Origin of the sequence: Nitrobacter vulgaris, assembly GCF_002028545.1 — a bacterium.
GTDB lineage: Bacteria > Pseudomonadota > Alphaproteobacteria > Rhizobiales > Xanthobacteraceae > Nitrobacter > Nitrobacter vulgaris.
On the sequence record NZ_MWPQ01000032.1, the window covers coordinates 1 to 23,184 of the forward strand.

The following is a 23,184-nucleotide window of genomic DNA, read 5'->3' on the forward strand; positions in this document are numbered from 1 at the left end:
GTCCGATCCGGTGCCGCCGCCGCCGCCGCTGATAGCGGACGAGGGATTGAGCTTCACCCTGCCCGTCGTCTTCCGCGTCAAAGGCAAAGGATAAGGCGGCGATCGCTGGCGTCTGCGTCACAGCTAGCCGGATCGCGATGCACAGTCGCTATCATTGCAGAAGAAAATACCGGATGCCGACGTAAATCAGCGCAAGACAGATGAAAATCAGCGCAACCGGCACGCGCGGCCGTGTGTTCGCCGCGGAATTTGCAGCCGGCAGTGGTTGCGGAGCGGGCCGTTTGAAGGCCATGACATTGCTGGTATCGATGATCGGGTCTTTTGGCATCGACTTGATGTCGGGCGCCGTTCCGGTGCCGCCCATGTCCACGTAATAAGCCTTGTAAATCAAGTCGATGGTTGCCTCGCTCGCCTCTGCCTCCGGCATCGTTTCGACCAAACCCTTGTAGCTCGAAAGGAATGTCAGGGCTTCGGCCGGAAGTGACGAAGAGCCATTCAGCTTCACCATCATTTTCCAGGTTGCGAAGTCGGCGCGTGCCTTGGTGTCGGCACGTCTTGCAATCATTTTGTCCTGTGCTTTGATCAATTGACTACGCCCCTTGCAACGCTCTTTTATTATATATTCCCGGTGACCAGCAAAAGAAGCTGTATCACATAACCGGTGACTGTTCTCACGATGGTGGAGATCAGGTCAAGATTGAGACCGAGCTGGTTGCCGAGCACCGGAAGCAGCAGGAGGGTCCCAATCAGTATCAGCATCCCGTAGGGTTCCAGGCGGGAGAGCGGAGCAGCCAGAACGTTCGGCAGCAGGCCGACCGCGACCCGTCCGCCGTCGAGTGGTGGGATCGGCAGCATGTTGAAGACCGCGAGAATGACGTTGATGATCAACGCATTCTTCAGATTGTCAGCCACCCATTGTGTGCTGTTGCCGGGAACCAGGCCGAGCCCGTGAAATGCCGATGCCGCGACGAGAGCCAGCAGGATGTTGGTGGCGGGTCCGGCAAGCGCCACCCAGACCATGTCCATGCGGGGGTGGTTCAAGTTTCGGAAATTTACCGGAACCGGTTTTGCGTAGCCGAAGAGGAAAGGCGCGTGCGACAGCAACAGAATGCCCGGCAATATCACGGTACCGAAGGGATCAATATGCCTGAGCGGGTTAAAGCTGACGCGGCCGAGCTTCGAGGCGGTGTTATCGCCGAGCCGGTACGCGACGAATCCGTGAGCCGCCTCGTGAAAGGTGATGGCGATAACCAGCGGCAGCACCCAGACCGACAGCGTGTAGAGTGAAATGCCCGACAATCGACGACCTCGTTCGGGTGCGACTGGAACCAACCCTATCATAGGTCGCCAGGGCTATGACAGAGAGGTCAGGGGCATGGAGGGGTGTATCTCTCCGACCAAACGGGACATGTCTGTGACAGAGTGACTGGTTCAGGCGCTCGCTTGGCGGCTTTGCCGGGCAATGAAGCAACCTTTAACCACAACACCTAAGCGTCTTTCAGATAGTAATTCGCTTGCTTGCCGAGCGCGATGCGACGCAGGATTCGCCGCATCGTCATCGAGGTTCGCAACGGGCGGACCGCCGTCGTCCCCGCTCGATAGAACGCCAGCTTCACGCCATCGAATGCAGGCTGAACGCCTGGCGGTTTCTGTGGCCAGCCGAGACCGCGCAGCATCGAATTGAGGAAGTGCAGGTCGTTGGCGCGGCGGACCTCGCGCGTCTTCCAGGTAATGGCCATCGAAATCGAGTGCGATCCCGCGGTGCGTACCCAATGTGGCCATTGATAAGGCACGAAACAGCCGTCACCGCCGAACATGTGGAATTCGACACCACGCGGCGCGAAACTCTCATCATATCTCAGATTGCGGTGTTTCGTCATTGAACGCTCGATCTCGTCATCCGATACGAGGCGGCGGTCCGTGTTGTCGTAAATCGTGAAGAATTTTTCGCCGTGGATTTGGACGAAGAAGTTGTCCTCGCTGTCGAGATGAAACGGCGTCGTCGAATTCGGTGATGAGACGAACAGAAAGCCCTCGATCTGTTCAAATCCGGCGTCGCTCAAGCTGTCGAAGCCGCGCGCGCGCGCGACCGATAGCAGTGCGTCCTCGATCAGGCGGCGATACTCCGGCGCGTTTTCCACGCGTTTTAGTACCATCCAGGCACCAGCGGTTTCGATCCGCTTCACCACTTCGACCGGATCGAGGTCCACCGTCGGGATCGCATCGGGATCCTGGCTGATTGCGACCTTGCCGGAATTGTATTCGATCAGGTCACGCGGCAGCTCGGCAGCCAGTTGCGCGATGCGCGGCAGCGTCAACAGCGGATGTCCCGCAAGCCTGTGCCGGATCGCGAAGGGCTTGAGTGGGAAGTCGCGTCGAAGCGCTTCGTTGGCCGCGGCGATGACCGGCACATGTGCGGAATCATTCATGCGTTTTTCTCTTGACGTTCGCGGACGATGTTGACGACGCGGCGAGCGGGCTCGCGTAGTAGCCGGCGCAGCGAAATCGCCGCTTTTGCGAGCGGAACGGCGGGATCGTTGCGGCGAAGCGGGATCAGCACGTCGCCGATCGCAAGCCGCCCGCGCCAGATTGGGTCGATCATCGGATGACCCGGATTTGCGGTGGAATCCGCCAGGGTGATCGCGGGGTCGGCGCAGAGATGGCGCGTGAGATCGAGCGTCAACTGCACGCCGGGTGAAAACTTCGCGAAACGTTCGTCAACGCCGAGCTTGAAATAAAATGCGCGGTCCTGGTGGCGCAGCACGACTGCCGCTGCCACAGGCGTCGGACCGGCGTGCAGGGTTACGATTTCACACTGGCCTCGCTTGGCGAGTGCCGGCGCGGCGCGGCGGATGAAGGCTGCATCGCCGCTATGCTGGATCAATGCGGTCCCCCGCTGCGCCTTCCAGCCGCTGGCCTCCAGCGCGAGGAAGGTTTCAAGCGCTCGCGCGACGTCGGCGGTAGAGCGCGCGACCTGAAATGACACCTCGCCATGCTCCGCAAGACGATTGCGCTGGCGCCGCAGCTCCTTGAGCTTCTTGACGCCCAACGCCTCGCGCAGCAGTTCTTCCGCCTCGCGGGTGGCGTCGAGGCAGGCGCGCACATGGCCATGCAGCCTATGCGGCTTGAGGCCGTCGTGTTCGAGGGCTGTCGTGATGGCTTTCATGGCGGCGCCGTCGAGCGCGATGTTGCGCAGAATCAGCGCGCGTTGGCCGAGGGTACGCGCCTCGCGCAGCAGCGCTGCTGCGGCTTGATTCGCGAGGCCGTGGTCGAGCAGCGGCGTGCAAAGCGTTCCGTAAGGATCGGCGCTGACCAGAAGGGGGAGTGGAATCCGGTAGGCTCGCCAGGCGGAGATAACAGGGATCAGGCCGATGAGAGTCTCCGAGCCCGATTTGTCAGATAAAAGGTCCGAACGCGCCGTCAGCGCCGACGCGTTAGTCCGGTCGCGCGCCGAGGCGTCGAGCGCCAGCTCCCAATCCGCGAGATAGTAGCCGTTGGGTTCGACAGCACGGTCGGCAAGTGATCGCCAACGGCTGGGATCGAGCGTTGCAAGGGCCGCGGCCCCGCGGCGTGTTGCGCTTGCAGACGGGCGTGCCGTGAACCCGCGTCTCGATGAACCACGAGCCGGAGCCCAGTTAACAATATCGACCATGTACGCAATCCCCGTTCGCGGTGGCCATGAGGTGACAGGCGCGTAGCGGCGCCTCGGTGTTCATGGGGGTGGAGGTTATTTGCAACATTCGAAAGAATGCGTTGGCCGCTACACTTGTTTTTGACCTAAGAATTAACCGTGCATTCACCTTGCCCGAGACGGACGTTCAGTTGATCGCCGTTTCTTCCCGGCGTTCTTGACGGTGTGCCGCCAAACCCGCAGGGGCAGCAGATCGTGGCCGCTGATCGAAAGCGCCTGCCTTGCAATCGTTTCTACGCGGCTATCGGCCATCCTGTGGTCTGCACCACAGGCAAAATGCGAACAGGCCCTAAACCTGCCGAAGCGGTAGAGAGGACGTGGTTCGACCGACCGGCGAAGGTCGAATTGACATGCGACACATGCGCGCGTGATGAACTAACGCGGCCGGTGAACCGACAACGGTTGGAAGAGATTTGCGCGGAGCTGTTCCATGACATTTTCAATGATCCGCTCGATCGTTTTCGGGGCGATCGCTGCGATGGTGCTGACCGCGCATCCGGCTGCTGCGGAAAACCGACTCGCGCTGGTGATCGGTCAGTCGGCCTATCGCGCAGTGACGCCGCTGCCAAATCCCGCCAACGACGCCAGGGCTATGACCCAGATGCTTGGCGACGCCGGTTTCGAAGTGCTGACGGCCTCCGACCTGTCGCAGACCGAAATGCGCGAGAAGGCCGGGGAATTCGCGGCAAAGATCGCAGAGAAGGGCCCTGACACCATCGCGCTGATTTTCTACGCCGGTCATGGCTTGCAGGTCGATGGCGAGAATTTCCTGGTTCCGGTCGATCTCGATCCAAAGCGCGAAGCCGATATCCCGCTGCAGGCGGTTCGCCTGAACGACATCATAAACACGCTGACGTCGGTTCCGAGTCGCATGAGGATCGTTCTTCTCGACGCGTGCCGCAATAACCCGTTCCCCGCGATCAACAAGACGGTGGGACACGGTCTCGCCATCGTCGATGCCAAGGTGGCCGCGCCCGGCACATTCCTGTCGTTCTCAACTTCGCCGGGTGCCGAGGCGGAAGACGGCACGGGCGCCGACAGCCCCTACACGACCGCGCTATTGTCCGTCAGCCGGCAGCCGGGGCTTTCGATCGAGGAGGCCTTCAAGCGTGTCCGCCTGGAAGTCAACAAGATGACGAATGGCCGCCAGACTCCCTGGGACAGTTCCTCGTTGACGGACGGTTTCCAGTTTTTTCCCGGAGCATCCGAAGCCGCGTCTCCTGCCGTTTCCAAGAGCAAGCGGACGGTCGCGGAATGGCGCAGTGAGCTGAAAGGCAAGACCGCTGAGCAAGCGCACGAACTGATTGTCGGCGACGGCAGCGACCAAGCCTATGAGGCGTTCCTTGGCCTCTATGCTGCCTCGCCGCTCGATCGGGAGGCGCGGCAGTGGCTTGATCGTCACCGGCGTATGGCGGCCTGGAGCAGGGCGGTTCTCGCCAATACGGCGGGCGGATATCGCGCCTTCCTCGCCGACTATCCCGATAGCGATCTGACGCCGACGGCACGCAAGCTGGAGGAGCGTCTGCGCAACCGGCCCGACAATCCGGCTGTGGCGGTGGCCGCTGTTACGGCCGGCCCGACCTGTCCTTGCAGCGCGCCGTCGCGGGAGCCGAAGAAGAAAGCCGAAGCGCCGCCAAAGAAAAAACAAGCCCAGCCGTCCCGGCGTGGGGAGGCGCCTCCACGCCAGCGTCATCGCGAAGCGGACGATGTTTATGTCGACGACGTGCCACCTCCGCGCAGCTACGTACCGGTGCCGGTGCCCTCAATCGGCATCATCGGTGGTTTTGGCGGAGGAGGGTTCGGACGCGGCCCGGGCGGGTACGGCGGTTTTGGCCGGGGTGGAAGCATGGGCAGTCCAACGGGCCGATTTTAAGCACGCATTCGGCAAGTACCGGTCGGGATCGGTGCCGGCCAGTCGCACTTCAAGGTTCCCTCCCAACGAACGACACGAGTCGTTGTCGGGCGCATCACTCGTGTCTCAAGACTCACGGCGCTTTCGAGCGGTGAGCCGCTTGAAACCGAAAGGATCTGACGTTTATGCTATCCGCTGTGGGGAGGAGTTATGATGAAGATTCTACGCGCATCCATGCTTATGGCGGTTCTGGTGTCGGGGCCGGCTTTCGCCCAGGCGCCGCATTTCAATATGATGGCTGACGGGCCTGGAAAGACGCCGGAGCAGATCGAAAAACAGAAGGCCATCGAAAAAGCTTACAAGGACACGCTGCGCAAGATTCCCGATGCTGCGGGAGTCAACGATCCCTGGGGAGGCGTGCGAAACGAGGGCCAGCCCAAGGCCATCGCCAAAAACAAAGCAAAGTCCAAGATAGGGGCCGCAGGCGGAACGGCAAACTAGCTTGCCCCGGCGGCTTTCATCTTTGAATGGTGGACAACTAAGACGCCTCGCAATACGCCCCTCGGTTCCCCATCCGCGCCGTTCGGCGACTGGTGCCATGACAACAACGTCACCTGAGCGGAATATGATCGCCCGGTGACGTTGCGTCTAGACTGGGCAGTGCAATCCCCCAGCCCTTTCTCTGTCTCTGCACCGCGGCAAAGGTTCAAAAACTGCGTCTCCGCGGAAGGCAGATGAAAAATGCTACATTTTCCAACTTAGCTGGATGAAAGCTTCTGTGTTGCGGTCCAGATATAGGAGATTTTCCGACCTGTAGTTTTATCGAGGCTCACCCAAGGCCGTCGAGAAAACGGACTTTCTTAAGCCGATGTCCGCCTGACGAGGTGGACTTCGCCGCAGATTCAGGCGCTCCCCGATCATTGCCGATCATGTCGGTTCTCTTCGCGCTGCTCATGCGAGCTTGCGGCCAGGTGCGGCTGCTGATTCGGCGAGCGGACCATCAATTGGAAAGTTTTGATTAAGATTCGGCGCTCATTCTACGCAAATCTGTTTTGCGTACGGGAGAAACACCATGCTGACCACCGAACCTGGTTTGGCCCGGAATTTTCTCAATATTGCGCTAGGCGGCTTCGGCGTGCTTGTCGCGGTGCTGATTGGGGTAGCGCTGAGCTGAGACACCTGCAAGATATCCACGGTCGGCCAAAGGGCAGCAGATTTGTCCGGGTGCCATAGCTCAATCGACTGGAGCAACCGACGTGGGTAACAGTAGCGGGTTGGACAAGGGATTGATGGCCCTGATCCAGAACGTTTTGGGGACGCGCCATAGCGCGCCCCTGCCTGAGGCCGAACTGCCCGAAGACAACCCGCGCGCTTTATCGGAATCGCTTGGCGCTGAAACCGCGCCACAGCCGGAGGCAGAGGGTCCGGTTGAAGAAACCGCCGCAACGGACCAGCCGGAGAGTTACGACCGCCGCAAAACCGCCGACGAATTGGCGGGCATCATTCTGAAGGCGCTGCAAACGCTTGACGGCGCGCCGGCTCGTGGATTCGTGGTGACCGTTTACGGCGGAAACCCATGGAATGCGATGCTGACGATCAAACCGGAAGCCGGACCGATCGCCGATCCGGGCCTGTGGCGCACGCGTGTCCGGGACATGGCTGCGCGGTTACGTCAGGACTTCGATCTGGCGGAGATGTAACGGCCGAACAGAGCAGAGTGGCCTATCAGGCGCGCCCGCGTCGTGGTCCGGTTAAGGCCGCGACCAGTAGCCGTCAATCGCATGAGCCAGGAAAATGCCGGCGCTCATAATTCCAAAGACGGCAGTAATTGCTTCCAGCATCGTACTTAATCCTGCTACCCAGCGATCGCCAGCAAATGCAAATCGCGTTGCACAGTCAAAAGGATTTTGGCGGCGTTGCCGACTCCACGTCGTGCTGATGATTTCCGGCAACACTGCTGACCTTGTCTGTATCCGAATGCCGGGTAACCGTCGGCGTCGAGGCGCGCATCGATGCGGTTTAGGCTTGTCGATCGCCAGATCTAGACAATGACGGGTTGGATTCGATCGGCATCGTCAGGCCGGTCGAGGGTCCGAATCGGAAAGCAGCACACCCTTGCAACCTGCGAGGACAACGGCCGTGACGTCGTCGATCTCGCGTGCATTGATCCAGCGCGGATGTTTTCGCCGGCGACGTTTCTAAATGCCGAATGCTTGGCCAAGAGCTCTTGCCAAGGAAAAGCCGGCCCGGGTCAGGGTCCCGTGATTGTAATTCGTATCCCATTGATTGATTGCGACCAGCACGATCGCCAGCACCAGGATCTTTTTCATCACGGTAGGCTGGCACCAGACTCTTAAGATCGAATTAGGAGAGGATTTCGCGATCGGATAGGGGGCGAATAACGCGAAACCAGAACTGAAAGATGCCGCCCACTGAGATGGCCTTAATTCTTGATGCCGCACTTAAGGGCTGCTTTCTCCGCCTGCATGGCTTCGATGGCAGCGCGCATGGTGGCTCGGCTGAGAGAGTCCAAGTCAGGACCAGTAAACGAGCGAAGCTGGGCAATCTTCCTGTCGATGAGTTCACACTTCTCGCACATTGGCCATCCCGCTGGTTGTAAGGCGGGAGCGTGAAGCACTCTCAGTCACCGATAAGAGCCACAGATCGTGCGGTGATGGCTGATAAACGGCTAGGTCTGCATTTGGTTCAAACTCGAACCAGGCCACTGAGGCCGCGGAACGGGCCAGTATCCATTCACTGAAAAGAACATATTGCGAACTTAGAACAAATGGGGTACATATTTTCCATCCGATCAACCACGGCGCCATTCGTTGTCCCGCCCGCGAATCCCGTTCATAAGGAGCCCGGCCTATGTCCCAAGCTGCCCTGCGTATCGTCGAAGGATCCTCCATGGATAAGTCCAAGGCCCTGTCCGCCGCGCTGTCACAGATTGAGCGTCAGTTCGGCAAGGGCTCGGTGATGAAGCTGGGCAAGAACGACAAGTCCATGGATGTGGAGGTTATCTCCTCGGGCTCGCTGGGCCTCGACATCGCGCTCGGGGTCGGCGGTCTGCCCAAGGGACGCATCGTGGAGGTCTACGGTCCGGAGTCCTCCGGCAAGACCACGCTGGCGCTGCATGCGGTCGCCGAGGCGCAAAAAAAGGGTGGCATCTGCGCCTTCATCGACGCCGAGCACGCGCTTGATCCGGTCTATGCTCGCAAGCTCGGTGTGAATGTCGACGACCTTTTGATATCGCAGCCCGATCATGGCGAGCAGGCGCTGGAAATCGCCGATACGCTGGTGCGCTCGGGCGCTGTGGATGTGCTGATCATCGACTCGGTCGCGGCGCTCGTGCCGCGCGCCGAACTCGAGGGCGAGATGGGCGACGCGCTGCCGGGGCTACAAGCGCGGCTGATGAGCCAGGCGCTGCGCAAGCTTACCGCCTCGATCAACAAGTCAAACACCATGGTGATCTTCATCAACCAGATCCGCATGAAGATCGGGGTGATGTACGGTTCGCCGGAGACGACAACTGGCGGCAACGCGCTGAAGTTCTATGCCTCGGTGCGCCTCGACATCCGCCGCATCGGGGCGATCAAGGAACGCGACGAGGTCGTTGGCAATCAGACCCGCGTCAAGGTCGTGAAGAACAAGCTGGCGCCGCCTTTCAAACAGGTCGAGTTCGACATCATGTACGGCGAGGGCATCTCCAAGATGGGAGAAATCCTCGATCTTGGCGTCAAGGCCGGCATCGTTGAAAAATCCGGCGCCTGGTTCTCCTATGACAGTCAGCGCATGGGGCAGGGCCGCGAAAACGCGAAAGCGTTCTTGCGGGCCAATCCCGACATCACCGCCAAGGTCGAGACGGCTATCCGGCAGAATTCAGGACTGATCGCCGAGCAGATTCTGGCCGGTAGCCCTGAGCGCGACACCGACGATGACGAGACGGAAGCGGAGGATTGAGTCTTTCGTTCCCACGGAAGCACAGGCGTGCGCTTGATGATGTTGATCGCCGCGTTTTCCACCGAACACGGAGGTGTCCGGATCAAGCCGAAGACCATTTTTCTGCCGAGAATGCTTAGGTCGATCGGCTATAGCATTTTCGAGCGAAGTGGATAGCGGTTCGCGTGAGAAAACGCGTCTAATCAATGGATGGAGTCTTTCACCGTTTCCGTAAACGATGAAGGACTCTGAGGTGAGTTTCCAAGACCCCGGGCTCGTGCGAGTCGGGTTGGTGCGATCCGCGAAGACGGGAATCTTTCGTGGAAATTTATGTCGCGCCTCTTGGAAAAGACGGGCGCTGTGGATGTTGAGTTGCCGACATCCCCAGCGTCCGGCCTTGCCATCCTTCATCCCTCATCTCTCATCCCTCTCCCAAAGGGAGAAGGATGAGAACGTTGAGTGGAATACAGCCTGTGATCTTCTACTCCGCGGCTTGCGCGTAGTCTTCGATGGGTGGACAGGAACAGACGAGATTGCGATCGCCGTAGGCATTGTCGACCCGTCCGACCGGAGACCAGTATTTATCCGATCGCGAGGTTCCGGAGGGGAAGCAGCCTTGGGCTCGGCTATATGGTCGTGACCAGGCGTCGTCGGCGATGTCATGCACGGTATGTGGTGCATGGCGCAGCGGCGAGGCCTCGACTTTCCAGCGTCCCGTCTCGATCTCGGCAATCTCGTGCCGGATCGCGATCATGGCGTCGCAGAATCGGTCCAGCTCCGCTTTCGATTCGGATTCGGTCGGCTCAATCATCAGCGTGCCGGGCACCGGAAAACTCATGGTCGGGGCATGGAAGCCGTAATCGATCAGCCGTTTGGCGATGTCGTCCACGGTGACGCCGGTTTTGGCCTTCAGTGCGCGGGGGTCGATGATGCATTCATGCGCGACCCGCCCCTTGACGTTGCGATACAGCACCGGGAAATGCGGGTCGAGCCGCTGTGCGATATAGTTGGCGTTGAGGATCGCGACTTCGGTCGCTCGCGTCAGGCCTTCGCCGCCCATCATCAGCATGTAAATGTAGGAGATGGTCAGGATCGAGGCCGAGCCGAACGGCGCCGCCGAGACCGGTCCGACCGCGGACGGCGTTGCACCGTCGGTCTCTGGGTGCCCGGGCAGGAAAGGTGCGAGATGCGCCTTCACGCCGATCGGGCCCATACCCGGTCCGCCGCCACCGTGGGGGATGCAGAAGGTCTTGTGCAGGTTGAGATGGCTGACGTCGGCGCCGTAGTCGCCGGGCCGCGACAGGCCGACTTGCGCGTTCATGTTGGCGCCATCGAGATAGACCTGTCCGCCGTGGCCATGCACGATGTCGCAGATTTCGCGGATGTGCTCTTCGAACACGCCGTGTGTCGACGGATAGGTGATCATAATGGCGGCGAGACGATCGGCGTGCTGCGCCGCCTTTGCCTTCAAATCGTTGACGTCGACGTCCCCGCGCGTATCACAAGCCACCACTACGACGTCCATGCCGGCCATGTTGGCGGAGGCCGGATTGGTGCCGTGCGCGGAGGAGGGAATCAGGCACACCGTGCGGTGCCCTTCGCCGCGTGCCGCGTGATAACTGCGGATCGCCAGAAGCCCGGCATATTCACCCTGCGCGCCGGAGTTCGGCTGCAGCGAGATCGCGTCGTAGCCGGTGATGTCGCGCAGCCACTGTTCGAAGTTTTCGAACAGTATGTGATAGCCTTCCGCCTGCTCCAGCGGCGCGAACGGGTGCAGGCCCGCAAACGCTGCCCACGTCAGCGGAATCATTTCGGTGGTGGCGTTGAGCTTCATCGTGCAGGAGCCGAGGGGGATCATTGCGCGGTCAAGGGCGAGATCGCGGTCGCTGAGCTTCCGCATGTAGCGCAGCAGCTCCGTTTCGGAGCGGTGTTCGTGAAAGACCGGATGGGTCAGATAGGGTGTCTTGCGCTCGAGATCGGCCGGCAGCAAATCGGAAGCGTGCGCTTCGACGTCGGCATAAGAGAATGTGGCGCCGAATGCGCGCCACACCGCTTCGACAGTCTCCGGTATCGTGAGTTCGTCGAGCGCGATGCCGAGAGTGCCGTCTGTGTTGATCCGGAAGTTGATGCCCTGGCTGCTTGCGCGGTAAGCGATCTCGCCTTGCCGTTCGCCGGCGTTCACGGTCAGCGTATCGAAAGCTGTACTGTTCAGGGGCGCGAAACCGAGCCTCGTCAATCCCGCCGCCAACGTCGCAGTGTGTCGATTCACGGTGCGCGCGATCTGCGCCAGTCCTTCCGGACCATGATAGACCGCATACATCGAGGAGATCACCGCCAGCAGCACCTGCGCGGTGCAGATGTTGGAGGTGGCTTTCTCGCGGCGAATGTGCTGCTCGCGGGTCTGCAAAGCAAGGCGATAGGCCGGCGCCCCGCGTGAATCCACCGACAGACCGACGATGCGGCCGGGCAGCAGCCGTTTCAGCGCGTCACTAACCGCCATGTAGGCGGCGTGCGGTCCGCCATAGCCCATCGGCACGCCGAAGCGCTGCGCGGAGCCGACGGCTATGTCCGCGCCGAGTTCGCCGGGCGAGGTCAGCAGCGTGAGCGCCAGCAGGTCGGCTGCGACCACTGCAAGGCCGCCTTTAGCCTTGATCGCGGCGATGGCCGGGCGCAGGTCGCGTACAACGCCGGATGTGCCGGGATATTGCAGCACCGCGCCGAACACGTCCGCTTTGTCGAGATCGCGCAGCGGATCGCCGGTGATGAGCGTCCAGCCCAGCGGTTCTGCGCGGGTTCGCAGCACGGCAAGGGTCTGCGGATGCACTTCATGATCGACAAAAAACGCTTTTGTTTTCACCGATGATGCGCGCTCCGCCAGCGCCATTGCCTCCGCCGCCGCCGTTGCTTCGTCCAACAGCGATGCATTGGCGACATCAAGGCCAGTGAGGTCGCAGATCATGGTCTGGAAATTGAATAGCGCTTCCAGCCGGCCCTGGCTGATTTCAGCCTGATAGGGTGTATAGGCCGTGTACCACGCCGGATTTTCCAGGATGTTGCGCTGGATCACCGCTGGCAGGATCGTGGCGGAATAGCCTTGCCCGATCAGCGACGTGAACGGCTGGTTCTGCGCGGCGAGGCTTTGCATATGCGCCAGCGCTTCGGTTTCGCTGAAGCCCTGACCGAGATCGAGCGGCGCACTCTGCCGTATCGACGAGGGCAGCGCCTCGTTCATCAGAGCCTCAAGGCTCTTCGCGCTCACGGTTTCCAGCATTGCAGCGATATCGCGTGACGATGGACCGATATGGCGACGCGCGAAGGTCGTAGCGGGCTCTTCACGGGCGATCATTTGAAAGGCTCCTTAGATGCCTGAATAAAGTTATGAATGCGTCATGCCGGGCTTTGTGCCAGGCAGGATAAATTGCTCACGCCGTGTGCGCCTTGTAGGCTGCCTCGTCCATCAAACCTTCGAGTTCGCTCTTGTCGGCGATCCTGAGTTTGAAGATCCATGCCTTACCTTCTGCGTCGGTATTGACCAGTCCAGGTTCTGCGCCGAGTGCGTCATTGACTTGCAGGACTTCACCCGTAATCGGCGCATAGACGTCTGAAGCCGCCTTGACCGACTCGACAACCGCCGCGGCTTCGGTCTTCTTAAGCTGGCGTCCGACTTTCGGAAGCTCGACGAAGACGACGTCTCCAAGCTGTGACTGCGCGTAGCCTGTAATGCCGATCGTTGCAGTATCTCCCTCAATGCGGAGCCACTCGTGATCGGTGGTATACAAAACGGTCATGACAAATCCTCAACGCTTGTAATTGTGTGGAACGAAAGGCATCGCGCATACCCGCAGCGGCAGCCGTTGTCCGCGCACGTTTGCAAAAACGAGACCGCCCGTGGCGGCATGTGAGACCGGCAAATAGCCCATCGCAATCGGCGCGTTCAGGCTCGGCCCGAAGCCGCCCGATGTCACCACGCCAATCGGATCGACGGAGCTTTCATCAGCGAACAGCAGCGCGCCCTCGCGCACGGGGGCGCGGCCTTCCGGCCTCAGCCCGACGCGGCGGCGCGGCGCACCTTGCTCGAATTGGGGCAGAATGACATCTGCGCCGGGAAAACCGCCCGCGCGCACGCCACCGTTCCGCCGGCTTTTTTGCACGGACCATTCCAGCGCGGCCTCGACCGGCGTTGTCGTTGCGTCGATGTCGTGACCGTAAAGGCAGAGGCCGGCCTCCAGTCGCAGGCTGTCGCGAGCGCCAAGTCCGACCGCCATCACGTCGGGATCGTCAAGCAATGCCGACACCACGTCCTCGACCTGAGTTGCGGGAATCGAAATTTCGAAACCGTCCTCGCCGGTGTAGCCCGAACGCGAGACCAAGCAGTCCACGGTATCGCCAGCGATTCGCACCCTCTGCGCCCCGGCATCCATGAAGCGCATCGCCGGCGCTTCAGGACATATCTTCGCCAGTACGGACGCCGCCTTCGGACCCTGCAGCGCGACCAGCGCGCGATCCGCCAGAACTTCGATGGTGCAGACTTCGGAAAGGTGCTCGCGCAGATGCGCTTCGTCGGCGGCTTTGCAGGCGCCGTTAACGACCAGGAACAGGTGGTCGCCGAGATTGACCACCATCAGGTCGTCGAGTATGCCGCCGGCCGCATTGGTGAACTGGGCATAGCGCTGCCGTCCCAATGCGACCGCCACGATATCCTGCGGCACCAGCCGCTCTAACGCCAGCGCGGCGTCCCTGACGTTGCCGGATTTCGGCCGCAGCGCGATCTGGCCCATGTGCGAGACATCGAAGAGGCCAGCTCCGGCGCGGGTATGGAGATGTTCCTTCAGCACGCCGGAGGCGTACTGCACCGGCATGTCATAGCCTGCAAACGCAACCATCTTGCCACCCTGTGCCCGGTGGAGGGCGTGCAGGGGCGTTTTTTGCAGGGTCGGCGCTTCGGAAACATGCGTCGCCATCAGGGGTCCTCGTGGTTAACAGGGAAAATTCCCTGAAAACCTGTAGAAACCCCATCTGTCGCTGTGCCTGAGAGTATTATCCCGTCGGCGGACCCCTCCGGCTAGGGCCCGGGGGGTCTCTTTCCAGATGTAAACCAGTCGCGCGGTCCGTTTGCCTGAGAGTTTCCGGGGCGGTTGCTCCTTCGGCGCCGGCCTGCTTCCATTTTCGAAGCGGCCGATCTCTCCCGGCGCGACTTATAAGCAGATATGAGGAAAATACGGTTTGAACAAGGTTGTCAACGCAGTGCAGCATCTTTCAACGGATGTTATTTGGGACCCGGCCAAGCCTCTGATCCTCCTGCACACTTTCTGGACAGTCCGCCCACCCACGTCTAAAAGCGGTCGCTGGACACAATACGAGTCTAACTTGCGCGTACTCTGACCGCAAAATCGGTATCCAATTTTGCGGAATACATGCTCAGGGTCGCGAGCCTTTTTTGACGCAATGGAACACAATGAGCGGCGTTAACGACATCAGGTCGGCGTTTCTGAATTACTTCGCGGCTAACGGCCACCACATCGTGCCCTCGTCCCCGCTGGTTCCGCGCAACGATCCGACACTGATGTTCACCAACGCGGGCATGGTGCAGTTCAAGAACGTCTTCACGGGCGTCGAAAAGCGGCCCTATCAGCGCGCCACCACCTCGCAGAAATGTGTGCGCGCGGGCGGCAAGCACAACGATCTCGACAATGTCGGCTATACCGCGCGGCATCACACCTTTTTCGAGATGCTCGGCAACTTCTCATTTGGCGACTACTTCAAGGACCACGCTATCGAACTCGCATGGAAACTTGTCACCCAGGAGTTCGGCTTTCCGAAGGACAGGCTTACCGCCACCGTCTACATCGACGACGACGAGGCGTTCGAGCTCTGGAAGAAGATCGCGGGCCTGCCGGAATCGCGCATCATCCGCATCAGTGGCGCGGACAATTTCTGGCAGATGGGCGACACCGGTCCGTGCGGTCCATGCTCGGAGATATTTTACGATCATGGCGACAAGATTCCCGGCGGACCTCCGGGATCGCTGGACGAAGATGGCGATCGTTTCGTCGAAATCTGGAATCTCGTGTTCATGCAATACGAGAAGCTGCCGGATGGCAGCCGCCTGAACTTGCCGAAGCCCTCGATCGATACCGGCGCGGGGCTCGAGCGCGTGGCCGCCGTGCTTCAGGGCAAGCACGACAATTACGACATCGACCTGTTTGTGGCGCTGATCCGCGCTGCGGCGGATCTGACCGGCGCCGACCCGCAAGGCCCGATGAAGGCGTCGCTACGCGTGATCGCCGATCATTTGCGCGCGTCCTCGTTCCTGATCGCCGACGGCGTGCTGCCGTCGAACGAGGGCCGCGGCTACGTGCTGCGCCGGATCATGCGGCGCGCGATGCGCCACGCCCAATTGCTTGGCGCGCGGGAGCCGCTGATGTGGCGGCTGGTGGGTGTGCTGGTGCGCGAGATGGGCGAGGCCTATCCCGAGTTGCAGCGCGCGCGGGCGCTGATCGAGGAAACGCTTCGGCTTGAAGAGACGCGCTTCCGCAAGACGCTGGAGCGCGGACTCTCTATTCTCGACGAGAAGAGCGTGTCGTTGAAGAAAGGCGACATGTTCGACGGCGAGACTGCGTTCACGCTGTACGACACCTACGGCTTTCCGCTTGACCTGACGCAGGACGCGTTGCGCGCGCGCGGCATTGGCGTGGACATCGCGTCGTTCACCGACGCGATGGAACAGCAGAAGGCCAAGGCGCGGGCGTCATGGTCGGGCTCAGGCGAAGCTGCCACTGAGACGATCTGGTTTCCGTTGCGCGAAAAACTCGGCACGACCGAATTTCTCGGCTATGAGACTGAGGTCGCTGAAGGCGTCGTCGCTGCCCTTGTGAAGGACGGCAAGGAAGCCGGCACTCTCAAGGCCGGCGAGAGCGGGGCCATCGTTCTGAATCAGACGCCTTTCTACGGCGAGTCCGGCGGTCAGGTCGGCGATACCGGTATTCTGACCGGCGACGGCGTTCGCGTCCGCATTACCGACACGCAGAAGAAAGCGGGCGATCTGTTCGTGCATCTCGGCATCGTTGAGCAGGGTACGCTCACGCCCGGCATGGCGCTGGCGCTGGAGGTCGATCGCGACCGCCGGTCCGCAATCCGCGCCAACCATTCCGCAACCCATTTGCTGCACGAAGCGCTGCGGCAGGTGCTTGGCGATCACATCGCGCAGCGCGGCTCGCTGGTCGCGCCCGATCGGCTGCGGTTCGACTTCGTTCACAACAAGCCGATCAGCGCGGACGAGCTGCGCCGGATCGAGGACATCGCCAACGATGTCGTGCTGGAGAACGGCGAGGTGACCACGCGGCTGATGGCGGTGGATGACGCGCGCGAGGCGGGCGCGCGGGCGCTATTCGGCGAAAAGTACGGCGACGAGGTGCGCGTGGTGTCCATGGGTGGCACGGGACGGCAGGGCGCGGCGAGCAATGCGCTGGGCTGGTCGGTGGAGCTCTGCGGCGGCACCCATGTGAAGCGCACCGGCGATATCGGCCTGATCTCGGTGACCGGCGAAAGCGCGGTGGCGTCCGGCGTGCGCCGGATCGAGGCGCTGACCGGGCATCATGCGCGTCGTCACGCCAACGACGCCATCCAGCTTGCGAAAACTGCGGCCGGCGAGTTGCGTACTACGCTCGAGGACATGCCGGCGCGGATCACGGCGCTGGTGGAGGAACGCAAGAAGCTCGAGCGTGAATTGTCCGAGGCGCGCAAGAAGCTTGCCATGGGCGGCGGCGGGACTGCAAATGCAACGTCGGGCGCGGCGGGCGTGCGCGATGTCGGCGGCATCAAGCTGATGGCGCGTTCGGTCGAAGGCATCGAGATCAAGGATCTCAAGAGCCTCGCGGATCAGGGCAAGAAGCAACTCGGCTCAGGTGTCGTCGCGCTGGTCGCGACCAGCGATGACGGCAAGGCCAGCGTCGTCGTCGGTGTGACACCCGATCTGGTGACCCGCTTCTCGGCGGTCGATCTGGTGCGCAAGGCGTCCGAGGTGCTCGGCGGCAAGGGCGGCGGCGGCAAGCCGGACATGGCGCAGGCCGGCGGACCCGATGGGGCAAAGGCGGGCGCAGCGCTCGACGCCATCGCCGCGGCGATGGGCGCGTAACCGGGGTCTGCGCGCCCGGGCGTTACTCCGGTCCCGTCGCTTTGGTCAGGTTGTCAGCCACCTTGTCGAGGAAGCCGGTGGTGGAGAGCCAGCGCTGGTCGGGGCCGACCAGAAGCGCGAGGTCTTTTGTCATGAAGCCGGACTCGACGGTGTCGACGCAAACCTTTTCGAGCGTGGTTGCGAAATTCGCCAGCGCCTCGTTGTCGTCGAGCTTGGCGCGATGCGACAGGCCGCGGGTCCAGGCGAAGATCGAAGCGATCGAATTCGTGGAGGTCTCCTTGCCTTTCTGATGTTCGCGATAGTGCCGCGTCACGGTGCCGTGGGCGGCTTCGGCTTCGACCGTTTGGCCGTCCGGCGTCAGTAGCACCGAGGTCATCAGGCCGAGCGAGCCGTAGCCCTGCGCTACCGTATCCGACTGCACGTCGCCGTCGTAATTCTTGCAGGCCCAGACATAGCCGCCGGACCATTTCAGTGCTGAGGCCACCATATCATCGATCAGGCGATGCTCGTAGGTCAGCCCCTTGACCTCGAAATCCTTCTTGAACTCCCGGTCGTAGATATCCTGGAAGATGTCCTTGAAGCGGCCGTCATAGACCTTGAGGATGGTGTTCTTGGTCGACAGGTAGACCGGGTAGCCGCGCAGCAGGCCGTAATTGAGCGAGGCGCGCGCGAAATCGATGATGGAATCGTCGAGATTATACATTTCCATCGCGACTCCGGGGCCGGGCGTTTTGAACACCTCGCGCTCGATCACCGTGCCGTCCTCGCCGACGAACTTCATGCTCAGCGTTCCCTTGCCCGGAAACCTGATGTCGGTGGCGCGGTACTGGTCGCCATAGGCATGGCGGCCGATGATGATCGGCTTGGTCCAGCCCGGGACGAGGCGGGGCACGTTCTTGCAGATGATCGGCTCGCGGAAGATCACGCCGCCCAGGATGTTGCGGATGGTGCCGTTCGGCGACTTCCACATGTGCTTGAGGCCGAATTCCTTCACCCTCGCTTCGTCGGGGGTAATGGTGGCGCACTTCACCCCGACGCCAACTTTCTTGATGGCGTCGGCTGCCTCGATCGTGATCCGATCGTCGGTCTTGTCGCGCGACTCCATCCCGAGGTCGAAATACATCAGGTCGATATCCAGGAAGGGATTGATCAGCTTGTCCTTGATGTATTGCCAGATGATCCGGGTCATCTCGTCGCCGTCGAGATCGACGACGGGATTGGTCACCTTGATTTTTGCCATGGGGGCTCGGGCCTTTTCGGGATAAAGCGCTTGGAGGGACAGCCTGGACGGCTCGGGCTATAGCATCGCGGCAGCGCAGGCGGAAGCCGGACTTGGCGGCCGGCTCTCACCTTCCGCCGGAAATTCAAGACGCTTCATAAACTCATTATTTCACTTGAGAAAAAGTTGTATAGGCGCAATCGAAGACGTGGGCCGCAGCGCCGTTGAACCAGAATCTCAGCTTGAACTGAAACACGAGGCAAGATGTCCGGCACCGACAGGACGAAAACCGGCATCGACGTCGTCGGCCCCACCGTCATTCTGGTCGAGCCGCAGCTCGGCGAGAACATCGGCATGGCGGCGCGCGCCATGGGCAATTTCGCCCTGACGCGGCTGCGCATCGTCAACCCGCGCGACGGCTGGCCCAATGTCGCGGCGCAGCGCGCGGCGGCGGGCGCCGACCACATCCTCACGCGCGTCGAACTGTTCGACACCGTGGCCGAGGCGGTCGCCGACTGCACGCTGCTGTTCGCGACCACCGCGCGCGCTCACGATCAGGCCAAGCCGGTGGTGGCGCCGGAAGCGGCGGCGGTCGAGGCGACCGCGCAGATCGCGGCTGGTGGCCATGTCGGCATTCTGTTCGGCCGCGAGCGCGCCGGCCTCCTGAACGAAGAGGTGGCGATGGCCGATCGCATCATCACCTATCCGGTCAATCCGGGCTTCGCCTCGCTCAACCTGGCGCAGGCCGTGCTGCTGATGGGTTACGAATGGTTCAAGCTGGTGACGCGAGGCGAGCTGCCGTTCGCGATGCCGGAACGCTCGGAGCGGGCCTCCCAGCACCAGATGCAGGCGTTCTTCGACAATCTTGTCAGCGAGCTCGACAAGGTGGAATTCCTGCGCCCGGCCGAGAAGCGCGACACCATGCTGGTCAACCTGCGCAATATCTTCACCCGCATGGAGCCGACCAAGCAGGACATGCACACGCTGCACGGCGTGGTGATGGCGATTGCGGAAGGGCGCAAGGGACCGGCCAAGGGCGGCGTGCTCGACGGCGCGCAGGCGACGCGGCTGCGCGCGCTGCTGGCCGAGCAGGGGCCGGGCGGGGCGTCCGCGGACAGCAGCAGCACGGTGCGCGGGCTGGCGCGGCTGCTCAGACGAAATCCCACCGATGCCGAACGCATCCTGTGGCAAGCGCTGACGCGCGACCGCCGCTTCGCCGGCCAGTTCAAGCGCCAGACCCCGGTTGGTCGGCACATTCCTGATTTCGTGTCGTTCGCGCAGCGCATCGCGATCGAATTGGTGAACGCCAACGAGAGCGACGCCATCGCGCGCGACCGCGCGGCGCGGAGCGCGTGGCTGGCCGAGCGCGGCTATCGTGTGGTCGATATCGAGGCGGCGTCGGTGGAGATCGATCTCGCGGGCGTGCTGGATGGACTGGCGTCGCAGATGGCGGCTGGGCCGTAGGGCGCGAGGTCGGTAACGATTGAGAGTGATAGTAGTAGCACGTCCGGATGATGCTTGAGGTGTTCGATTAATGCAAACCAGCAATCATTCTTTGCCGTTACTATAAGGTTCGCATCGTCAACACGAGTCGTTTTGATCGCTGCGGCAGTGCGGCTGCGCCCGGAGATTGGTGAACCGATGGAAGAATCCGAATGGACGCATAACGATCAGCCCATCACTCAACCGTCCGATGACAGATTCGGGATCGATCCTTTCGCTAAAACGCTCGCGGCTAGTATTTGTAAGATTAGCGCTCCCGAGGGGACCGTAGTCGCTTTGAATGGGCCATGGGGCTCCGGAAAAAGCAGCGCAGTCAATCTGATCCAGTATCACTTAAGGGACGCTCTTGAGCGGGACGAAATCGCCATCGTCAATTTTGCTTGTTGGTGGTTTCGCGGTGAAGAGGCGTTGGCACTTGCATTTTTTCGGGAATTCTATGCCGGCCTAGGCCCCTCACTTGGCGACCAATTCAAGAAAGTGTTGCCAAAAATCGGCGCGCGGCTTTTACGTGCGGGTTCTATAGTCAGTGCTGGTGCCGACCTAGCCGGTGCCGGAGGCGTTGGATCAGTTGCCGCGGGTACCATGTCGTGGCTTGCAGATATGATTCATACTGAAGATACCGTCGAGAAACTTCACGCGGATCTGACCAAGGTTCTCAAAGAGCAGAAAAAGCGCTTTCTCATCGTGATTGATGATATTGACAGGCTATCGCCGGATGAAGCGCTGTTGATCTTTCGCCTTGTGAAATCAATTGGTCGTTTGCCCAACGTTATTTATTTGCTCGTGTTTGATCGCCATTTGGCCGAAGCGATTGTATCCGAGCGCTACCCGTCCGAAGGTCCGCATTATCTAGAAAAAATCATTCAGGCAGGATTCGACGTTCCGCAGCCGCATCAAACCGATCTGAACCACGAATTGCTTCGCAATATCGATGCTATTTGTGGTTCGCCTGCCGAGGATTTCTTAGTGCGGTTTATGAACGTCTTTTATGACGTGATTGCTGCGGAAATTCGCACGCCCCGCGACTTAATACGCCTTACAAATGCTCTCTCTGTCACATGGCCCGGAGTTGGTGGCGAAGTAGATCGTGCCGACTTTGTCGCCGTAGAAGCGCTTCGGCTTTTCCGACCCGGAGTTTACCGGGCGGTTCGCGACAACAAGGAAAGTCTTTGTGGCGCAGGTGACAAATATGGGCGATCTGGTCGCGATCTCAAAGCAGAGACGGACGCGCTGTTTCTTGGCTCGGTTGATGTCAAGGAACATGAACGGATGCGGCGGGTGTTGATGCGTTTGTTTCCGCGTCTGGAATCTGTCTGGAATAACCTCAGCTACGGAGAGGATTCAGTCAGTAAATGGACGCGAGAACGTCTAGTTTGTTCCGAGGAGCATTTCGAATCCTACTTTCGGTTTTCAATTGGCGACAACGTATTACCACGCGAAGAAATCGAAGCGCTGATCGCGCGCGCATCAGATGGGGAGTTTGTAAAGCAGAAACTTCGTGAAGCGCTCGCCATCACCCGAAAAAATGGGAAAACCAAGGCTATGCTCATTCTCGATGAGCTTAACTTTCATGCGGAAAAGATACTAGATAAGGATGTCGAGCCCCTCCTGTCGGCAGTCTTTGAACTTGGTGATGAACTCGATGTCGAATCAGACAAGGCGGGCGCCTTCGATATCGGCAATAACCAGCTTCGCATCCATTGGTTGTTACGTCGGTTGACGCTTGATCGCTTCGATTTAGGCTCGCGTTCCAAAATTTTTATCGAAGCCGCTCGGAAGGCCGCATTGAGTTGGCTTTTAGATTTTTCCCAATCTGCTTACGGTGACTACCACCCTCGGGAAGGGAAAAACGCCGAGCCGGAAGAAAAGTGCCTTACGACTGAAACAGATGCCAAATCTCTTCGGCAAACGGCACTCTCACGTCTTCGTGCCGCGAGCCAATCCGACGAACTCGTCAGATCGAGACGTCTGGCGTATCTGTTATTTATGTGGCGTGATCTCGCTGATGATGAAGGAGCAGAAGTGAGAGCTTGGACCGCTTCTCGCATGAAAGGCGACGCAATGATCGCGGTTTTTGCTAAGGCCTTCACATCGCACTCATGGAGCCAAGGCCTCGGCATGGCGGGCCTCGGGGACAGGGTCGCCAAGCGCAACACCCGCGCGGGCGTGGATTCGATCGACAAAATACTCGACAAAGCAGCGTTTCGAGCTCGCGTTGAAGAAACTGCTGGCAAGAATACACAAGACGAAGCTGGGGCAGCGGTTCGTGAATTCTTGGCCGCGTGGAAGCGTCAGGATGAAAACCCGCATGATTAGAACTTAATGTTCGGCCGCTCTTCTTGATTCACCAGAGACCTCGTGTCCTGGCCTTCGAAGAGTCTTTGAGCAAAGCGGCGTTGTTCCTACCTCCTTCTCGCGCCCCTCGGCCTCAACGCCGGGTGATCCTTCTCTATCGGCAAATTCGCATCGATCACCAAATCCAATGCCTCCTGCGGGGCGCGGTCGATGTCGACGCCGCCGCGGCGCATTTCCTTAAGCGCGGCGCGGACCGCCTGATCCTGCTCGAGGGTCTGCTGTCCCGTGCGTGACGGGCCAAGGAAAGCCCAGCGGCGCCTGTTACCCTGCGCCGCCAGCTTTGCCATCTTCACGACCTGGAACGCTCGCATCAGTGTGTCGAGATCGGTGTCCGGGTTGTCCTCAAGCTCGCGGACCATGCGCTCGGCAACCGCAAGCAGCCGCACCGTTAGGGTCGGGACCCATAAAAGTGATTCCTTCGGCGCTGAGTTTGTGATTCACGGTCTCGGACAGGAGGCCTTTGATGAGTCGCGATTGCTTTTGGCTAA

General features: G+C 60.6%; 19 protein-coding genes, 1 pseudogene and 1 riboswitch. Of the genes and pseudogenes, 8 read left to right on the forward strand and 12 right to left on the reverse strand.

Annotated elements, in window-relative coordinates; genetic code table 11:
* Window positions 1–94, forward strand: a pseudogene (locus B2M20_RS20165) (energy transducer TonB); the annotation flags it as partial.
* A 57-nt stretch (window positions 95–151) separates the two neighbouring features.
* Here the strand turns inward: B2M20_RS20165 and B2M20_RS07370 are convergent.
* The 4 genes from B2M20_RS07370 to B2M20_RS07385 form a co-directional block, all read right to left on the reverse strand.
* The gene (locus B2M20_RS07370) at window positions 152–565 is read right to left on the reverse strand and encodes a hypothetical protein (RefSeq protein WP_087881133.1); all 414 of its coding nucleotides are present in this window, start codon (window positions 563–565) and stop codon (window positions 152–154) included.
* A gap of 50 nt (window positions 566–615) precedes the next feature.
* A complete protein-coding gene (locus B2M20_RS07375; protein WP_079446426.1) occupies window positions 616–1,341 on the reverse strand; it encodes a site-2 protease family protein in 726 nt (241 codons plus the stop codon).
* A 146-nt stretch (window positions 1,342–1,487) separates the two neighbouring features.
* Window positions 1,488–2,429, reverse strand: coding sequence for a JmjC domain-containing protein (locus B2M20_RS07380; protein ID WP_079446427.1), 942 nt, complete (start codon window positions 2,427–2,429; stop codon window positions 1,488–1,490).
* Complete coding sequence (locus B2M20_RS07385) at window positions 2,426–3,652, reverse strand: GNAT family N-acetyltransferase (RefSeq protein WP_079446428.1); 1,227 nt, start codon at window positions 3,650–3,652, stop codon at window positions 2,426–2,428. The genes B2M20_RS07380 and B2M20_RS07385 overlap by 4 nt, the downstream gene beginning before the upstream one ends.
* A 469-nt stretch (window positions 3,653–4,121) precedes the next feature.
* On the opposite strand from B2M20_RS07385, the gene B2M20_RS07390 reads away from it, so the two are divergent.
* The 3 genes from B2M20_RS07390 (at window position 4,122) to B2M20_RS07400 (ending at window position 7,243) form a co-directional block, all read left to right on the forward strand.
* Complete coding sequence (locus tag B2M20_RS07390; protein ID WP_244553448.1) at window positions 4,122–5,564, forward strand: caspase family protein; 1,443 nt, start codon at window positions 4,122–4,124, stop codon at window positions 5,562–5,564.
* Window positions 5,565–5,756: 192 nt separating this feature from the next.
* Window positions 5,757–6,044, forward strand: a complete 288-nt coding sequence (locus B2M20_RS07395; protein WP_079446439.1) for a hypothetical protein — start codon at window positions 5,757–5,759, stop codon at window positions 6,042–6,044.
* A gap of 755 nt (window positions 6,045–6,799) precedes the next feature.
* On the forward strand, window positions 6,800–7,243 hold the full coding sequence (locus B2M20_RS07400) for a hypothetical protein (RefSeq protein WP_244553449.1): 444 nt from the start codon (window positions 6,800–6,802) through the stop codon (window positions 7,241–7,243).
* Between the two features lie 51 nt (window positions 7,244–7,294).
* Here the strand turns inward: B2M20_RS07400 and B2M20_RS19015 are convergent, their stop codons facing one another.
* The 3 genes from B2M20_RS19015 to B2M20_RS19460 form a co-directional block, all read right to left on the reverse strand.
* The gene (locus B2M20_RS19015; RefSeq protein ID WP_210189124.1) at window positions 7,295–7,495 is read right to left on the reverse strand and encodes a hypothetical protein; all 201 of its coding nucleotides are present in this window, start codon (window positions 7,493–7,495) and stop codon (window positions 7,295–7,297) included.
* 246 nt (window positions 7,496–7,741) lie between these two features.
* Complete coding sequence (locus tag B2M20_RS20555) at window positions 7,742–7,873, reverse strand: hypothetical protein (RefSeq protein WP_274533951.1); 132 nt, start codon at window positions 7,871–7,873, stop codon at window positions 7,742–7,744.
* Between the two features lie 113 nt (window positions 7,874–7,986).
* On the reverse strand, window positions 7,987–8,142 hold the full coding sequence (locus B2M20_RS19460) for a hypothetical protein (protein WP_158081509.1): 156 nt from the start codon (window positions 8,140–8,142) through the stop codon (window positions 7,987–7,989).
* A 272-nt stretch (window positions 8,143–8,414) separates the two neighbouring features.
* Between B2M20_RS19460 and recA the strand changes: the two genes are divergently transcribed.
* Window positions 8,415–9,506, forward strand: a complete 1,092-nt coding sequence (recA, locus tag B2M20_RS07405; RefSeq protein ID WP_079446430.1) for a recombinase RecA — start codon at window positions 8,415–8,417, stop codon at window positions 9,504–9,506.
* Window positions 9,507–9,966: 460 nt separating this feature from the next.
* On the opposite strand, the gene gcvP is transcribed toward recA, so the two are convergent.
* The 3 genes from gcvP to gcvT all read right to left on the reverse strand — a co-directional run bounded on the left by gcvP (window position 9,967) and on the right by gcvT (window position 14,446).
* Window positions 9,967–12,831 carry an aminomethyl-transferring glycine dehydrogenase gene (gene gcvP / locus B2M20_RS07410; protein WP_079446431.1) on the reverse strand — a complete coding sequence of 955 codons (2,865 nt, stop codon included), beginning with the start codon at window positions 12,829–12,831 and terminating at the stop codon, window positions 9,967–9,969.
* Window positions 12,832–12,907: 76 nt separating this feature from the next.
* Window positions 12,908–13,273, reverse strand: coding sequence for a glycine cleavage system protein GcvH (gene gcvH / locus B2M20_RS07415; protein ID WP_079446432.1), 366 nt, complete (start codon window positions 13,271–13,273; stop codon window positions 12,908–12,910).
* Between the two features lie 9 nt (window positions 13,274–13,282).
* Window positions 13,283–14,446 carry a glycine cleavage system aminomethyltransferase GcvT gene (gene gcvT / locus B2M20_RS07420; protein WP_087881134.1) on the reverse strand — a complete coding sequence of 388 codons (1,164 nt, stop codon included), beginning with the start codon at window positions 14,444–14,446 and terminating at the stop codon, window positions 13,283–13,285.
* Window positions 14,447–14,579: 133 nt separating this feature from the next.
* Window positions 14,580–14,684: riboswitch (glycine riboswitch) on the reverse strand.
* 256 nt (window positions 14,685–14,940) lie between these two features.
* Between gcvT and alaS the strand changes: the two genes are divergently transcribed.
* Entirely contained in the window at window positions 14,941–17,619 is a 2,679-nt protein-coding gene (gene alaS, locus B2M20_RS07425) for an alanine--tRNA ligase (RefSeq protein WP_079446434.1), read from the forward strand.
* Between the two features lie 22 nt (window positions 17,620–17,641).
* On the opposite strand, the gene B2M20_RS07430 is transcribed toward alaS, so the two are convergent.
* The gene (locus tag B2M20_RS07430) at window positions 17,642–18,859 is read right to left on the reverse strand and encodes an NADP-dependent isocitrate dehydrogenase (RefSeq protein ID WP_079446435.1); all 1,218 of its coding nucleotides are present in this window, start codon (window positions 18,857–18,859) and stop codon (window positions 17,642–17,644) included.
* Between the two features lie 243 nt (window positions 18,860–19,102).
* On the opposite strand from B2M20_RS07430, the gene B2M20_RS07435 reads away from it, so the two are divergent.
* Window positions 19,103–20,302, forward strand: coding sequence for a TrmJ/YjtD family RNA methyltransferase (locus B2M20_RS07435; RefSeq protein WP_079446436.1), 1,200 nt, complete (start codon window positions 19,103–19,105; stop codon window positions 20,300–20,302).
* A gap of 132 nt (window positions 20,303–20,434) precedes the next feature.
* Window positions 20,435–22,657 carry a KAP family P-loop NTPase fold protein gene (locus tag B2M20_RS07440; RefSeq protein WP_139372858.1) on the forward strand — a complete coding sequence of 741 codons (2,223 nt, stop codon included), beginning with the start codon at window positions 20,435–20,437 and terminating at the stop codon, window positions 22,655–22,657.
* An 86-nt stretch (window positions 22,658–22,743) separates the two neighbouring features.
* On the opposite strand, the gene B2M20_RS07445 is transcribed toward B2M20_RS07440, so the two are convergent.
* Window positions 22,744–23,082: a hypothetical protein gene (locus B2M20_RS07445; protein WP_079446438.1), complete on the reverse strand. Its 339-nt coding sequence runs from the start codon at window positions 23,080–23,082 to the stop codon at window positions 22,744–22,746.
* Between the last annotated feature and the right edge of the window lie 102 nt (window positions 23,083–23,184).